General features: G+C 67.6%; 12 protein-coding genes and 2 pseudogenes. 8 read left to right on the top strand and 6 right to left on the bottom strand.

The features are described from left to right. Positions 1-111 precede the first annotated feature (111 nt). The 3 genes and pseudogenes from ABCR94_RS02015 to ABCR94_RS02005 form a co-directional block, all read left to right on the top strand. Positions 112-558, top strand: a pseudogene (locus ABCR94_RS02015) (CpaE-like family protein); the annotation flags it as partial. Next, a pseudogene (locus tag ABCR94_RS02010) lies at positions 555-1,409 on the top strand (TadA family conjugal transfer-associated ATPase); the annotation flags it as partial. The pseudogenes ABCR94_RS02015 and ABCR94_RS02010, both read left to right, overlap by 4 nt. Positions 1,410-1,561: 152 nt before the next feature. Beyond that, on the top strand, positions 1,562-2,698 hold the full coding sequence (locus tag ABCR94_RS02005) for a TniQ family protein (RefSeq protein ID WP_347117205.1): 1,137 nt from the start codon (positions 1,562-1,564) through the stop codon (positions 2,696-2,698). Positions 2,699-3,512: 814 nt separating this feature from the next. Here the strand turns inward: ABCR94_RS02005 and ABCR94_RS02000 are convergent. After that, positions 3,513-3,887 carry a hypothetical protein gene (locus tag ABCR94_RS02000; RefSeq protein WP_347117204.1) on the bottom strand — a complete coding sequence of 125 codons (375 nt, stop codon included), beginning with the start codon at positions 3,885-3,887 and terminating at the stop codon, positions 3,513-3,515. A gap of 178 nt (positions 3,888-4,065) precedes the next feature. On the opposite strand from ABCR94_RS02000, the gene ABCR94_RS01995 reads away from it, so the two are divergent. The 3 genes from ABCR94_RS01995 (at position 4,066) to ABCR94_RS01985 (ending at position 6,041) form a co-directional block, all read left to right on the top strand. Beyond that, positions 4,066-5,262 carry a hypothetical protein gene (locus ABCR94_RS01995; protein ID WP_347117203.1) on the top strand — a complete coding sequence of 399 codons (1,197 nt, stop codon included), beginning with the start codon at positions 4,066-4,068 and terminating at the stop codon, positions 5,260-5,262. Positions 5,263-5,334: 72 nt separating this feature from the next. Next, a complete protein-coding gene (locus ABCR94_RS01990) occupies positions 5,335-5,505 on the top strand; it encodes a hypothetical protein (RefSeq protein WP_347117202.1) in 171 nt (56 codons plus the stop codon). A 38-nt stretch (positions 5,506-5,543) separates the two neighbouring features. Next, complete coding sequence (locus ABCR94_RS01985) at positions 5,544-6,041, top strand: hypothetical protein (protein ID WP_347117201.1); 498 nt, start codon at positions 5,544-5,546, stop codon at positions 6,039-6,041. 6 nt (positions 6,042-6,047) lie between these two features. Here ABCR94_RS01985 and istB read toward each other — a convergent pair whose 3' ends face one another. The 3 genes from istB to istA are packed head-to-tail and all read right to left on the bottom strand — an operon-like array spanning position 6,048 to position 8,690. After that, positions 6,048-6,812 (bottom strand): IS21-like element helper ATPase IstB, encoded by a 765-nt coding sequence (istB, locus tag ABCR94_RS01980; protein WP_347117200.1) that lies wholly within the window; start codon positions 6,810-6,812, stop codon positions 6,048-6,050. Positions 6,813-6,819: 7 nt separating this feature from the next. After that, positions 6,820-7,071 carry a hypothetical protein gene (locus ABCR94_RS01975; RefSeq protein WP_347117199.1) on the bottom strand — a complete coding sequence of 84 codons (252 nt, stop codon included), beginning with the start codon at positions 7,069-7,071 and terminating at the stop codon, positions 6,820-6,822. Between the two features lie 2 nt (positions 7,072-7,073). Then, a complete protein-coding gene (gene istA, locus ABCR94_RS01970) occupies positions 7,074-8,690 on the bottom strand; it encodes an IS21 family transposase (protein WP_347117198.1) in 1,617 nt (538 codons plus the stop codon). A gap of 202 nt (positions 8,691-8,892) precedes the next feature. On the opposite strand from istA, the gene ABCR94_RS01965 reads away from it, so the two are divergent. Both ABCR94_RS01965 and ABCR94_RS01960 read left to right on the top strand, forming a co-directional pair. Further along, positions 8,893-10,038 carry a TnsB C-terminal domain-containing protein gene (locus tag ABCR94_RS01965; protein ID WP_347117197.1) on the top strand — a complete coding sequence of 382 codons (1,146 nt, stop codon included), beginning with the start codon at positions 8,893-8,895 and terminating at the stop codon, positions 10,036-10,038. Between the two features lie 2 nt (positions 10,039-10,040). Continuing rightward, on the top strand, positions 10,041-11,240 hold the full coding sequence (locus tag ABCR94_RS01960; protein ID WP_347117196.1) for a TniB family NTP-binding protein: 1,200 nt from the start codon (positions 10,041-10,043) through the stop codon (positions 11,238-11,240). Between the two features lie 152 nt (positions 11,241-11,392). Here ABCR94_RS01960 and ABCR94_RS01955 read toward each other — a convergent pair whose 3' ends face one another. Together ABCR94_RS01955 and ABCR94_RS01950 are read right to left on the bottom strand one after the other, a co-directional pair. Continuing rightward, complete coding sequence (locus ABCR94_RS01955; RefSeq protein ID WP_521976431.1) at positions 11,393-12,817, bottom strand: IS1182 family transposase; 1,425 nt, start codon at positions 12,815-12,817, stop codon at positions 11,393-11,395. A 145-nt stretch (positions 12,818-12,962) separates the two neighbouring features. Continuing rightward, the gene (locus tag ABCR94_RS01950; protein WP_347117195.1) at positions 12,963-13,541 is read right to left on the bottom strand and encodes a GNAT family N-acetyltransferase; all 579 of its coding nucleotides are present in this window, start codon (positions 13,539-13,541) and stop codon (positions 12,963-12,965) included. Positions 13,542-13,996: the final 455 nt, after the last annotated feature.

Here is a 13,996-nt window from a genome sequence, read left to right as displayed (position 1 = left end):
GCTGGGAAAGGGACACGATGGCTCGTCGCGACGCCGCACAGGCCGGAGGCTCAGTCCCCGGGTAAAGCGACACGACCTGCGTGGGACACGGTCTCTGTTGCAACAAGAATGGACCGGGGCGACCGGGTGGTGATCCCTCCGGAGGCGATGCGGGCGGTGCTGGCCGCGGCTCGTCGGCGTGGCGGGGTGGTGGTCGTGGATCTGCCGCGCCGGGTCGACGAGGCCGTCGCCGAGGCGCTGGCGCAGCTGGACCTCGGGCTGCTGGTGGTGCCGGCGGAGCTGCGGGCAGTGGCGGCGGCGAGCCGGGTGGCGTCGACCGTGGGCATGGTGCTGCGGGACCTCCGGGCGGTGGTGCGCGGCCCGTATGCCTCGGGACTCGACGAGGAGTCGGTGGCGCGGCTGCTGGGGCTTCCGCTCGCCGGTGAACTGCCGGTGGAGGCGGGGCTGCTGGAGGCGCAGACGGGCGGGACGCCGCCGGGCGGCAGCGCGCGTGGGCCGCTGGCCCGGTTCTGTACGGCGTTCTGGGGCCGTGCCCTCGCCGGGGGCGGTGTCTCGTGAGCGCCGCGCTGCTGGACGCCGTGCGGCAGCGGCTGGCGGAGAGCGGGGCCGAGCCGACGCCCGCCAGGGTGGCCGCCGCGCTGCGGGCGCAGGGGCGGCTTCTCGGCGACGCGGAAGTGCTGGGCGCGGCCGAGGAGTTGCGCTGCGAGCTGGTGGGCACGGGGGTGCTGGAGCCGCTGCTGGCCGATCCGTCGGTGACGGATGTGCTGGTGTCCGCTCCGGACCGGGTGTGGGTGGACCGGGGCGGTGGTCTTGAGCTCACCGGGGTCCGCTTCACCGACGCGGCGGCGGTGCGCAGGCTGGCGCAGCGGCTCGCGGCGGTGGCGGGGCGGCGGCTGGACGACGCGCGGCCCTGGGTGGACGCGCGACTGCCGGACGGGACACGGATGCATGCGGTGCTGCCGCCGGTGGCGGTCGGCTCGACGTGCCTGTCGCTCCGGGTGGTGCGGCTCAAGGCGTTCTCGCTGGAGGAGCTGGTCGCGGCGGGGACGGTGCCGCCAGGCGGTGATCGGGTGCTACGGGCGCTGATCGAGGCCCGCCTCTCGTATCTGATCAGCGGGGGCACGGGCTCGGGGAAGACGACGCTGCTCTCGACCCTGCTGGGGCTTGTGGGGGAGCGCGAGCGGATCGTCCTGGCCGAGGATTCGGCGGAGTTGAAGCCCGACCATCCGCATGTGGTGCGCCTGGAGTCCCGGCCTGCGAACCAAGAGGGCGCAGGGCAGGTCACCTTGCAGGACCTGGTGCGCCAGGCGCTGCGGATGCGGCCCGACCGGCTGGTGGTCGGTGAGGTGCGTGGGCCCGAGGTGACCGAGCTCCTGGCGGCGCTCAACACCGGGCACGAGGGCGGATGTTGTCGGGTGGCTCTAAAGATTTCAGTACCGCAAGATTGATTTCAGTAGAGATTTCAGTAGCGCACGGAAGATTTCAGCGGCGTCACCTAGGGTGATCATGGCTCGGGAGCTGAGGGACAGCGCCTACTGGCCATGGGTATGTACGGTGCGGTGTGGTCGATTCTCACGTCGCCGACCAGATTCGGCGTTTGCCCGTTGTGCCGTTGCCGCTACGGCAGGAGTCCTTGCTGAGCTGGCTGGACCACTTGGCGGTGGGGTACGAAGTCTCTCGTACGCACATGGCAGAAGCCTGCGGACTGTTGCGCCCCGGCGATGGGCCATCGAGGATCGCGGCTTCTGGGCCGACTTCGGCCGTGTACGGCTTGGGCGACGCGGATGCTGTCCGGGTCGAACAGGCAACGGGCCTCTCGGCTGACGAGGTTCAGGCCATGACCTGGTCGCGCTTCGTCGGCACCGCCGTGAGGTCTGAGCTGATCGATGCGGGCCCGCGGGAGCGTTTCCGTGTGATGAAGGCAAGTTGGATCGACCCTCGAGAGCTGAAGTTCTGCCCATCTTGCATAGATGAGACGGACGGCCGTTGGCCCCTGGAGTGGTGCACACCATGGGCGTTCGCGTGCTTGCGGCACGGTTGCTACCTGCTGGCCGAATGTCCGGCGTGCCGTACACCGATACGTGCTGGCGTCAGACTCGGGCAGGGCGGTTGCCGCGGTTCCGAGAAACATTGTCTGACCGACGTCGTCACCTGGCGGTGTGGCATGGAGTATCGGAAGATGCAAGCTCCTGACCTGCAGGACAGGCTGCTGGCTGACCTGCAACGGTTGCTCGACAGCCATCTCAGCAGCACCCGGCAGGAGCCCGTTTATGCCGGGGGTGTCTTTGCTGATCTTGCGGCGATGGCGGAATTTGCGTTGTTCCTGGCTGCTCCAGAACATCTGGATGGTGCTGACCCCGTTGTTGTAGAGCGCTTCGCCGAGTTCTCCCGCAGATCTGCACTCACGCACGGTGGGCCGATGCTTGAAGAGGCCGAACCGATGGTGCGAACAGCGGGTTTGCGGATCGCCTCGCAGATTGTGTTCAGCGACGATCCGTGGGCCACCGCACGGGCGATGGCCGACTTCGCCTCCCGGCCGCTGGTTGCTCGGGCGAGGCCGTTGCATGAGGCGTGGCTCAAAAGGCCACCGCGGGACACCACCGAGCGACTGGTGGGAATCGTGCGGTCGGTGCGTATCGCGGCGCCCTCAACACGCGGGCCTGGCGGGCGGATTCTGGAGCGCGCTCTGTATGAATGAGTGCGCCCCAGTCCCTGTCAGGTGCTGCTGATGACCGGGCGGACAATCGGTCATCAGCCGCACGGTTTCGATGACGATGGCGGCCCAGTCAAGGTAGGCCGGTTTCTGAACAACCGGGTCGACAGTGCTATGCAGGTGAATCGGGCCGGAGGCCTTGCGTGCGAGTGGTGGCGCCCGTGGGGAATTTCAGAACTTTCGCGAGGGCGGTGCCCTCGCTATGCGGGCGTCGCGGGTGTGGTGTTACGTCACCGCCGGGGTGGGTAGCAGCTTTGCGGCGGAGCCGGTGGAAGCCCGTTTCGCTGCCGTTGGGGTAGCGGCACTTCGAGCCAGGTTCAGAACCACAGTGAGGGCAGACGACCTCGATCGGCTTCTTGTCCGGGACACGTTTGGCGGCGCGAGGGCCCGGCGGTGCCTTCTTGGCCGCGGACGGACGTGGTCGAGATCCGGACACGGGGTTCGTGTGGTTGGGACACGGGCCGCCGGTCGTGGTGTTCCACCGGCAAGGGAGCTGGTTCTTGCCGACAACCCCGCAGCGGTGCCTGTCGCTGTCCTCGCCATGGTGGGGACACTCCGCGCGCGGGAACTGGCAGGGGCGCTTGGTGGTGGCCCCGATCGCGAGGCAGCGTGACGCATCCAGGTCGGCCTCGCCCGTTGCGGCAGCCTGTTCGAGGATCTCTCGGTAGTTCGGGGCATCGGCCAGAGCACGCCACCAATCCGGTGATGCCTTGATGGTTGTCCAGCCGGTGCCGTCGGTTGAGACGAAGGCTTTCCACCGTGAGGTGTCCTGTTTGGAAGTCATACGGCTGGCTCCGGCTCAGTGTCGGTCCTGTTGCTGCCGCGCTGTTTCGTTCCGGGTAGCGAGGTCAGAGTGGAGGGCCTGGATCTTTCCCCAGAGCGCGATGCCCCGGACCTCATCGGTGTATTCGATGCCGCATTCGCGGGCAGCTTCCCGGGCCCGTGCTTCCTTCTCCTCATCGATGAGGGTGCCGGGGATCACGAACGGCTCACCGCTTCGATCCCGCTGCTGGGCAGCTTGCGCCAGAAGCTGCTGCTTGAGCTGCCAGTCTTTCGCCCGCCGTGCGGTGGACTGCCGGACATAGGCGTCAAGTGGGATCTCCAGGGCGTCGGCGTGCTCGGCGACGGCCGCATGCTCGTCCGCCGTGAAGCACACCACCACGTCCAGCGCCATGGGGTCGTGTCGGTCATGGCGCCCATGATGCCGCGCGGCTCTGACAGTTCCGCGCGATTTGGTCCCGGCGGACCCGTTGTCGGCTCCTGCTACGCTACTTGGACGAATTTGGCGGCGCGGTGTCACTCCAGACGGAGCACCAAGGTGACTTGGGCCTTCGGGAAGCGTTGGGCCGGTCGTGCCGAAGACTGCAGTCAACTCCAGCAAGGTCAGCGCCGACCCGGTCGCCGCGCCGCAGACGCTGCCGTTCCTTTTGACGACGTCCCAAGGAGAGGCAGCACGCACGTTGTTGAGCTACGTGGGGTCGCTGGACCTGCCCGGTCCCGAAGCCCAGGTCATTGCCGTGGTGGTGGCCATTCGGGCGGCACGTGGGGGTGTCGGCAACCTCACCGGGCAGGATCTGGCCTCCCTGCGGCTGGAGGATGCCCGTGGTGCCGTTGAGGCTCTGCGCGGCCTGGGGTGGCAAATGGACGATGCGCTGTTCGACGGTGATCCCTCAACGCCTGTCCCCGTCACCGTTGCCGCCCTGGCCCGAGAGGACGATCATCCGCTGCCCTTCAGCCAGCAGACGCGCTCAAGGGTGTCCGGATGGACGACGCGGGCTCTGGCGGCCAAGCCGGTCAAGAAGCTCTCTCCCGCTGCTCGGCTGGCCGGCTTGTTCCTCACCGCGCACAGCACATCCAAGCTCCACGTACAGATTCCGCCGGACCTTCCCGAAGCCTGCCGGACCACCCTGCCCGATCTCCTGCGGAAGGGATTCCTCGAGGAACTCTCCGAGGACCGTTGCCGGCTCGACCCCGCAGTACGCCACTTGTCGGGCCTGCTCCGTCCCACCGAAGAGGAGCAGGTGGCGAAGGCCGCGAAGTCCCAAGGTAAGACCGTGGCCCCGCGAAAGCCGAAGTTTCAGTTCGACATTGCCGTCTGGTCGGCCTGGAAGACGGCAGCAACCCCCGCGCTGCGACGGCACGTCGAGGCGGTCGAGTTCTGTGCCCTGTGCGCTCTCGAACCGAGTCAGGTCGCGGAGCCATTCATGGGGCGCGTCCGCCCCCAGGTCTTCCACAAGTGGATGAAGGTTGCCTATGGCGACTGGAAGGATTCCCACCCGGACCGCGGCCCGCAGGCTGCCGAATTCACCGTGGCCTACCGGGCCGAGCACGGCCATGGCCCGTCGCACAACCAGATGTGCTCGGGCCTGGGCTGGGACGTGAACCGATCAGTACGAGGCTTCATCGTGCGGCGGCTGCTGGCGAACGAGTGGCTGGCGGACACGAACCCCGTGCCGTGGACACTGCGCCCGGGTAAGGCGGCGCAGGCCCAGGGCATCGCACTGCCCAAGGCGCGAAGCGCGACTGTCACCGCGCACGCCGGTTCGTAGCCCGACCAATTCGGTGGTGGCAGGAAGTGGCCCTCTGGCGCGGAGCCGGGACGATCTATACGTTCACGGACCATGAACTGGACTACTGCTCTTGCCGTGTTCGGTGCGAGTACGGGGGCCTTCGGAGTCACCTGGCAGGTCTGGAGCCACTGGCTCACGGGCGGTCGCGTTCAGGTGCTCGCCTTACGCGGGCGTCGCAGCGACGACCGCTGGGAGATATCGACATCGGCCGCCAAGACGTGACCGTACGCGGGTACACCGTCTGGTTGGACCCCGACGGGATGCGGTGGAAGCGCCTGCGGTGGAAGTCCCGGATGCTGTTCAAAATCGGCCTCGCCCGAGTACGCAGCACTCTGGTCACTCTGCAGCCTTCGTTCAATGTCAGCGGTAACGGGTGGCTGCGGGACGTGCACGGCGGCATCCAGTTCGCCGTGGTGGTGCGGGCCGGGACCACCCTTCGCCTGCCGAGCATCCTCCTGGGGTGGGAGTCGGACACGCGGTGCCGGCCGCGGGTCGCGATCCACTTGGGCTCGGGGAAGCTCGTGCAGGCCTCGGCGCTTCCGGCCGACGTGTTCGAGCCGCTGGACATCAACTCGCAGTTCCGGATCGAGGCGTACATGGAGGTTGACACCCGGTCGGATGAGCTCGCGGGCCGCCCGGAGGGAAGCAACGGAGGACCGACCCGAGTGACCACGAGCGTGAGGAGCCGTGGGAATGTCGGCGCTCACGGAATGTTCCCGGGGTCGGCTCATGCAATGAGACCGACCCTGGTGTGTTGAGTGGGTCTACTTCGTGACGGTGGTCGTTGCCTTCGGTCGCTTGTTCGGTCTGAAGGAGGGGCCGTTCATGAACACTTGGTGGCTCGTGTTGATCAGTCTGTCCAGGAGCGACTCGGCGACGACGGGGTTGGGAAACAGCGGATACCAGTCCTGGGGTGCGCGGTTGGCGGTGATCACGACTGAGCGGCCTTCGGCGACGCGTTGGGAGATCAGCTCGTAGAGGTCGTCGGCCTGGGTGGGGGTGAACTCGCGCATGGCGAAGTCGTCGAGGATGAGCAGGTCGGCCTTGATGTGTCCGGCCAGGCGTTTGTCGAAGGTGCGGTCGGCGTGTCCGCCGGCGAGGTCCGCCAGGATCCGGCTGGTCTTGTGGAAGCGGACCTCGGCTCCGGCCCGGATCGCCTGGTGGCCCATGCCCTGGGCGACGTGGGTCTTCCCGACGCCGACGGCTCCGTAGAGGATGATCGACTCCCCGGCGTGCAGCCAGCGCAGGGCGGCAAGGTCACGGATCTGGGCGGCCGGCAGCTTGGGCGAGGCGCCGAAGTCGAAGCCTTCCAAGGTGGCCTCGGTGTCGAAGCGAGCGCGGCGCAGGCGGCGGGCCATGCTCTGCTGTTCTCGGCGGGTGATCTCGTCGTCGCACAGGATCTGGAGGAATTCCAGGTAGCCCAGGTCGCCGCCTTGGGCCTGGTTGAGGCGGGCGTCCAGGGTCTCGAGCATCCCGGACAGTCGCAGGGCTCGCAGGCTGTCGGCCAGCGCGGGGCGGAGGATCGTCATGGCGGGTTCACGCTTCCTGTGGTGGCGGTGTCGTGGTGGTGAGCGCGGCCTGCAGGGTGTCGGCGTCGAGGCTGAGCACGGCGCTGATGGTCTCGGCGGCGGGCGCGAAGCCGAAGTAGCCGTCCAGGGCGTCCGCGGTGGCCTGATCGCAGTCGTCGAGGAATGCCTCGAGATGTCGCAGCCAGGAGGCCATGCGTTCGGCGACCGGTCGGGGCAGGTGGACGACGTCGTCGTGGTGGTGGTGGGGGTGTCCGGTCATGGTCAGCTGGCCGTGCCGGTCGGCTCGCCGTGCCCGGGCTCGGTCTGGCGGCCGGCCGTCGTGCCGGCGGTGGGGGCGGGGAACGCGATGACGTCGGCGAACAGCGTGTCGGGCCCGTGCAGGAACGCCGGGGCTCCGGCGTCGCCGGTGGGCCGCTCGGGCTCGATGGCCTCAAGCCCTGCGAGAAGGATGTTGCGGATGGTGCGATAGGACGGGTCGCCGGCCGCGGCGGCCTTGCGGCAGGCCGCCTCCAGGCGGGCGTCGGTGTGCTTGCCGGCCAGGCCCAGGATCGCCTGCGCGGACCGCAGCCGGTGCAGGGCGGGGCCCTCCAGCAGTTCGGCGATCACCGCGGCGGTGGCCGGACCGGACTGCTCGGCGCGTTCCCGGCACCAGGTCGGCGTCTTCGTCTGGAACGCGACCTTCTCCGGCGGGTAGTCCGCGATGTCGGTCCGGCGGCCCTTGTCCGCGCGGACGTGGGTCTTCACCAGTTCGCCGTGGTGGAAGATCCGTACCATCGTCGACGTGGCCCGGATGTCGACGTGCTGCCCGATCAGCTTCCACGGAACGCTGTAGAGCGCCTTCCCGCATTTCACGTGGACGTCCGGGGCGATCTTGGCCCGCGACCACTGCGCCAGGGTGAACGCCGAGTCCGGCAGCGGGATCAGCGTGCCGGCCTCGACGGTGTCGAACACCTCCGCCGGAGCCCGCCCGTCCAGCCCGCGGTGCTTGCGGACGCCGGCGACCTGGCGGCACCAGTGCAGCGCGGACGCCTGCATCTCCGCCAAAGACGTGAACTCTCGGCCCTTCCACCACGAGTCCCGTATATAGGGCATTTGTCTTTCAACTCTAGGTTTGTCCTTGGGTTTCCGTGCGCGAGCGGGGTCTACCAGGACGCCGTAGTGCGCCGCGAGCTCGGCATACGCCCGGTTCAGCTTCGGGTCGTAGAGGTCGGGCTTGTCCACCCCGGTCTTCAGGTTGTCCGGCACCAGACGGGCCGGGGCACCGCCGAAGAACGCGAACGCCTCCACATGGCTGGCCGTCCACGACGCCTGGTCCATCGAGATCACCGGATGGACGAACATGTGCCGGGAGTGCGACAGGACCATGACGAACGCCCAGATCCGGTGCGAGCCCCCGGTACGCGGATCGGTCCAGGAGCCCAGCATCCCGTAGTCGATCTGTGCCTCGAACCCCGGCTCCGGGTCCGCTCGCAGCACCGTCACCTTGTCCCGCATCGCGTCCTCGGCCAGGTTCGCCACGACGTACCGCTTGAACGAGGCGACCGATCCTGTCACCCCGTGCTCGTCCCGCAGCCGCTGGTGGATCGTCGCCTTGGTCACCCCGGCCCGCAGCATCTCGACGATGTACTCCCGGTGCCTGTCGAAGTCCGGCCAGGTCACCTGCCGCAGCCGGGTGTCCGTCAGGTGCGGGAACCACTCTTTGACCAGCGCCGCCCACTCCGCCTCGGCCACCGGCGGCCCACCGGGCACGAAACCCGCGGCGATCGCCGGCTCCACGTAGCGGCGGATCGTCCTGCGCGCCACCCCGAGCGAGCCCGCGACATCGTGCTGAGACCGTCCGGCATACCAGTGCACCAGGATCTCGGTTATGTCGATCACGTAGAAAGTCCTCCTCGCCATCCGCTCCCCAGTTACCAGGGCCGACAGCGGACGATCATGTACGGGAAGAGGACTGGATCTTGACAACTACAGCAGAACGTTCGCCATCCCCACGACGAACATCGCGAGCGCGCTACTGGGAACCAACGAGCGGCCCCCGGGAACATTCCGTGAGCGGATCACACCTCGACGGAAACATTCCGTGAGCGCCGACATGCGCTACCAGATGCTCCGCGTCCCCTACCAGCGCCACCTCAGCGTCGACGAACGCCTCGCCGAGGCCGCTGCGCGGCCCGTCATCTACCCCGAGACCCTGCTCTACGACCACGGCAAGCCCTACAAGTCCGACGTCGTCAAGCGCGCCTGCCGTAAATGGAAGATCGACCTCCAGGACGCCCGCAAGCTGAAGCCCACCGACAAACCCCAAGTGGAACGCCTGTTCGGGACAATCCGGGAACAGCTGTCCATGCACATCGCCGGTTACAAGGGCTTCAATGTCGCCCACCGCGGCAAGCACGTCGAAGAACAGGCCCGCTGGACCCTGGACGAGATCACTGAGTTCTTCGCCGAGTACGTCATCGCGGTCTACCAGAACCAGCACCACAGGGGTCTGCACCTGCATGGTTTCCCCGACCTGAACGTCTCGCCCAACGAGGCGTACGCCATGGCGCTCGGCTCGGCCGGCTATGTCGACTGCCCTCGCGACCCGAACCTGTACTACGAGCTGCTGCCCATCGCGGACGACGGCCGCGCGATCAATTCCTACGGCGTCGAGCTCAACTACCTGATCTACAACGAGGACGTCCTCTACCAGTTCCGCCGGGCCAAGTCTCCTTACGGCAACGGGCGATGGCCCATCCGCTACGACCCGCGCAATCTGCTGCACGCCTACTTCCACAACTCCCGCGACGACACCTGGTACACGCTGCGCTGGACCAAAGCCCTCAGCGACCTGCAGCCCTTCACCGACATCACCCTGCGCGAGGCCAGGCGCCTGGTCGAACTCCGCGACGGCGACCCGAAGGACAAGGACTTCCAGGAGCAGATCGCCAAGGCCCTGTGGGACCTGCAGAACCGCACTGACGCCCCCGAGATGTGGACCAAGACCGACCGCAAGCGCCACACCCGCGACCGGCACCGCGGCGAGGCGCAAGCCCAGGACGAAGCACGCTCCACCCCCGCAGTCCCCGCCACCGTCCCGCCACCGCGTCCGGTGCCGGAGGTCGTCGAGCCGACCGTCCCCTCACTGCACGCCGTCCCCGACCTGCCCGGCGAGGACGACGACTTCGACCCCTTTGCCGTCCAGCCCGCCGAGGTCTGGAACCCCCACACCAGCCAGGAAGGCTGATCATGCCGACCCCCTTCTCCTCCGACGACGAGCCCAGCGACGATGCCTACGGTCCCGGCGACTTCAAGCACCCCGGACTGTCCGAGCCACGCACCAAAGAGGAATGGCGCGAATACCTCGACTACCAGCTCCCGCCCCGGCCGGCCCTGCTGCCCCTCGAGGTCTACGAGCAGCTCAGTGCCAAGGAACGCCATCTCCACAACCAGGCCCGCGCCGCCCACCACAGCGCCCTGATCATCGTCCGCACCAGTCAGATGAAAACCATCCACCACCAGATCCGCCGCCGGATGATGACCAACGCCCACCAGTTCGCCGGTGCCCGCCGCAGCATCGTCCTCGACGGGCCCGCCACCCTCGGCAAGTCCACGCTGGTCAAGACGTTCGCCTACGACTTCGAACACGAACTGCGGGGCACCTACTCCGAACGCTTCGCCAAGCAGTACATAGTTGACGATCACATGATCGACTACACCCCCGTCGTGTACATCAACATCCCCTCGCAGGCCACGCCCAAGGACCTGTCCATCGCGCTCGCCCAGTACCTCGGCCAGAAGTACCGTTCCGGCGCGACCAAAAGTGACATCACCCGGCTTGTCCTGGAGAAGATGCGCATGGTCGGCGTCGAACTCGTGATCATCGACGACGCGCACTTCATGGACCTCTCCTTCAAAGAGGGAAAGGTCGTCAACGACCACCTGAAGTACATCGCGAACCACACCGCGGCCACCTTCATCTACACCGGAGTCGACCTCGAGCACTCCGGCCTCTTCCTCGAAGGCATCGGTGGCGCCCGTGTCACCCAGACCGCCGGCCGCAACACCCTGCTGCACATGACCGAGTACGCCATCCGCACCAGAGCAGAAAAGGCCGACTGGGTCTCCGTCATCACCGCGATGGAGGAGGCACTCGTCCTGTACAAACACCGGCCGGGCACCCTCACGGGCGAGTGGGAGTACCTGTACCGGCGCACTGGAGGAAACATCAGCTCTCTGGCGGAGCTCATCCGTGAAGCGGCGGCCGACGCGGTGCTCACCGAAGCCGAGCGGATCGACCGGAATCTCCTCGCTGGCATTGCGATCAACGAGCACGCCCAGAGCACCTACGAGACCAACTGGGGTCATATAGACCCCACTCCGCCGCCCCCCGGCAACACCCAGAACCCCGCCGCTACGGACGAGGAGGGTGAAGCCGAAGCCAGCTAGGAGCGTGTCTCAGTAACGGGCAAGCGGTCGGTTCCCCGTGATCGGTGGGGCCGGCCGTGGCCTCCCGGCCGCAACCCTGAGCCTGTGGGTTGAGGTCCTGCCCGTTGAATACGGCCTGGCAGGCCCTGTGACAGGGCTGAGCGCCGGGGTGGTCAGCCCATCGCGGTGATCAGTCCGGCGGTGCCGGCGTGTCGGAAGATCTTGCGGAGGTTGTGGCAGGCGGCCAGCAGGTGGCACTCTCCGCGGGCGCCGTCCTCGCCGCGAAGCATGAGCTGGCGGCCGTTCTGGCAGGTCATGATCTGTCCGAAGACGGGCTCGACGATGGCTTTTCGGCGGCTGTAGGCGGCCTTGCCGGGTTTGGTCCGCAGCTTGCGGGCCATGCGCTCCTTCGGCGTGGCGTCCGCCGGGATGCGTCCGCGTGGCGCCGGCGGGACCTGCTCGTCGTGTGCGAGGCGGCCGGTGGCCATGAACGTGTCGGTACCGCAGACGAGTTGGCGCTCCTTGGCGGCCTGGAGGTTCGCCTCGGAGCAGTAGCCGGCGTCGACCAGTGCCTGCCCGGGGTGGATGCCTGTGTTCTGGGCGGACTGGTCGAGCATCGTGGTGTAGCTCAGCGCGTCTGAGGCGTTGGTCGTCACGTCGGCAGCGGTGATGACCTGGTGCTCTGCGTCCACGACGGCCTGGGCGTTGTATGCCTGGATGTAGGCGCCGTCGCTGTTCTTCATGATCCGCGAGTCGGGGTCGGTGAAGTTGGCCTGGGCCTTCGGCTTGGGACGCGCCACCTTGGCCGCCTTGTCGCCCGCGTCAGTGACGGCCTGCTCGTCGCCGCTGTTGGTGCGCTCCTGGCGACGGCGCTCCTTCTGCTTGGCGTGGCGGCGTGCCTTGTCCACGGCGTCGGCCTCGATCTGGGCGCGAGCGGCCTGCAGTTTGGCCAGACGCGCCTCGCGTCGGTCCAGTTCGGCGGGCAGGTCGACATCCTTGCCGTCAACGCCGAACACCTGGTCCTCGGCGGCATCGCTCACTTCGGCGTCGTCCAGCAACGCGGCGGCCATCGCTTCCAGTTCCGCGATCTCGGCCTCGATCCGCTCCTCCTTGTCAACCAGTCGCCCGTAGCTCATCGCCTTGTGCTTGGAGGCGCTGGCCCGAAGTTTCGTGCCGTCCAGGGCGACGCGCCCCATCTTGACCATGCCGAGCCTCTGCGCCAGGTGCAGGGACTGAGTGAACAGGTCGGCCAGGGCGTCCAGGTGGCGGCGGAACCGGGAGATCGAGCGGAAGTCCGGGGCCTGGCCGGCGGCCAGGAACCGGAACGCGACGTCGTCGGCGCACTTGCCCTCGATCGCTCGTGAGGAGCGCACCCCGGTGGTGTAGCCGTAGATCAGCAGCCGCACCATCAGCCTGGGGTCATACGGCGGGTAGCCGCGTTTGTCGGTGTAGTCGGCCAGCACCGGCCCCAGGTCTAGCACGTCGTCGACCAGGTCAGCGACGAACCGGGCCAAGTGCCTCTCAGGCAGCCAGTCGTCCAGCGACGGCGGCAGCAGCAGGACCTGATGCGGGTCAAACGGCCGGAACCGCTTGTCCACCGCCGCCGCACGGCCCCGCAGCCGCTGCTTCGTGACCGGCTCGACCTCGAACAGACCATCCCTACCACGCATACCGACATAATTCCGTACGAATGATCACTAACCAACGGCGGGTATCCGTAGAGCTTTTTGCGGGTGGTGGCCGTCAGTCCTCTCGGCGGAAGTCCATCATGTAGAACACCTTGTCGTAGCGATATTGCCCGACGGCGACGAAGTCGCGGAGACGGCCGTACTCCGCAAAGCCCAGCGAGCGGTAGAGCCGCAGGGCATTCTCATTGTCACCACGGGCATCCAAGGTGAGAACTTCGACACCAACTGCCCGGGCATCCCCGATCAAGGCGGCAGTCAACGCCCGGCCGACGCCGCGACCGTGGACGCCACGGTCCACCGCGACCTTCTCCAGATCGGCGTGCGGCTTATGGGTCGGCCGGGCGTACCGCAGCCAGTAACCCAGTCCGACAAGGCGGCGGTCCAGGTAGGCGACACGCAAGGCCGCATCGCCCGACCGCACCGCGCAGACAACGTCATCAAGCAGTCCCGCGACCTCGTCCGACGAGGGCGGCTCGACCCATCCCAGCGCGGCGCCCCGACCGACCAGGTCCGCCAGAATCCGGTGCGCCGACTCCGTGAACCCGGCTTCCAACTTCGGATCGCGAGTCAGCTCCGAAGCGTCAAGGATGGCGAGCTCGGCGGCGGTCACACCGTTGATCGATTCCGAATTCATGAACGGCAGCCTAGCCAGGCCGGGGCCCCGACCCTGGGGCCGACGTCGCCGACCTCAGGCGACGTTGTTACTGACCCACGCTCCTAGGGACGGAGTCCGAGGACCAGTGCGAAGAGGACCGCCTCAACCCACCCATCAGGCGTGCGGCGGTCCTCGTCGCTCGAACCGCTGCGGCTCCACACGCGATTCAGCGCGGGAAAGCTACAGCCGCTCCTGTCGCACCCAGCGCAGGAGATAACTGATCAGCACACCGCGGCCCCGGCGTATCAGCCACAGTGGCGTGATGGACGCAGGACTTGCCGCCGTGCTCGGCGCAACGGTCGGAGCTCTCGGTACCGGAACGACAGGTATCGCCGCGGCCCTCCTCAGCCGCAGCGCGGCCCGCCACCAGGTCAGGACCGAATCTCTCCGAGCTCTGCGGGAGTCACGCAGGACCACATTCGGAGTCAACGAAC

It is taken from the genome of Streptomyces changchenzhani (assembly GCF_039766235.1).
Taxonomy (GTDB): domain Bacteria; phylum Actinomycetota; class Actinomycetes; order Streptomycetales; family Streptomycetaceae; genus Streptomyces.
Note: the sequence above shows the minus strand (reverse complement) of the source record. Positions and strands in the feature narration are given on the sequence as shown.

Excerpts from the sequence above, each read along its gene's own strand:
- ABCR94_RS01975 (WP_347117199.1), bottom strand. The coding sequence starts at position 7,071 with ATGACCGGACACCCCCACCACCACCACGACGACGTCGTCCACCTGCCC.
- ABCR94_RS01950 (WP_347117195.1), bottom strand. The coding sequence starts at position 13,541 with ATGAATTCGGAATCGATCAACGGTGTGACCGCCGCCGAGCTCGCCATC.
- ABCR94_RS01960 (WP_347117196.1), top strand. The coding sequence starts at position 10,041 with ATGCCGACCCCCTTCTCCTCCGACGACGAGCCCAGCGACGATGCCTAC.
- ABCR94_RS01990 (WP_347117202.1), top strand. The coding sequence starts at position 5,335 with ATGAACTGGACTACTGCTCTTGCCGTGTTCGGTGCGAGTACGGGGGCC.
- istB (WP_347117200.1), bottom strand. The coding sequence starts at position 6,812 with ATGACGATCCTCCGCCCCGCGCTGGCCGACAGCCTGCGAGCCCTGCGA.
- ABCR94_RS02000 (WP_347117204.1), bottom strand. The coding sequence starts at position 3,887 with ATGGCGCTGGACGTGGTGGTGTGCTTCACGGCGGACGAGCATGCGGCC.
- ABCR94_RS01985 (WP_347117201.1), top strand. The coding sequence starts at position 5,544 with ATGCGGTGGAAGCGCCTGCGGTGGAAGTCCCGGATGCTGTTCAAAATC.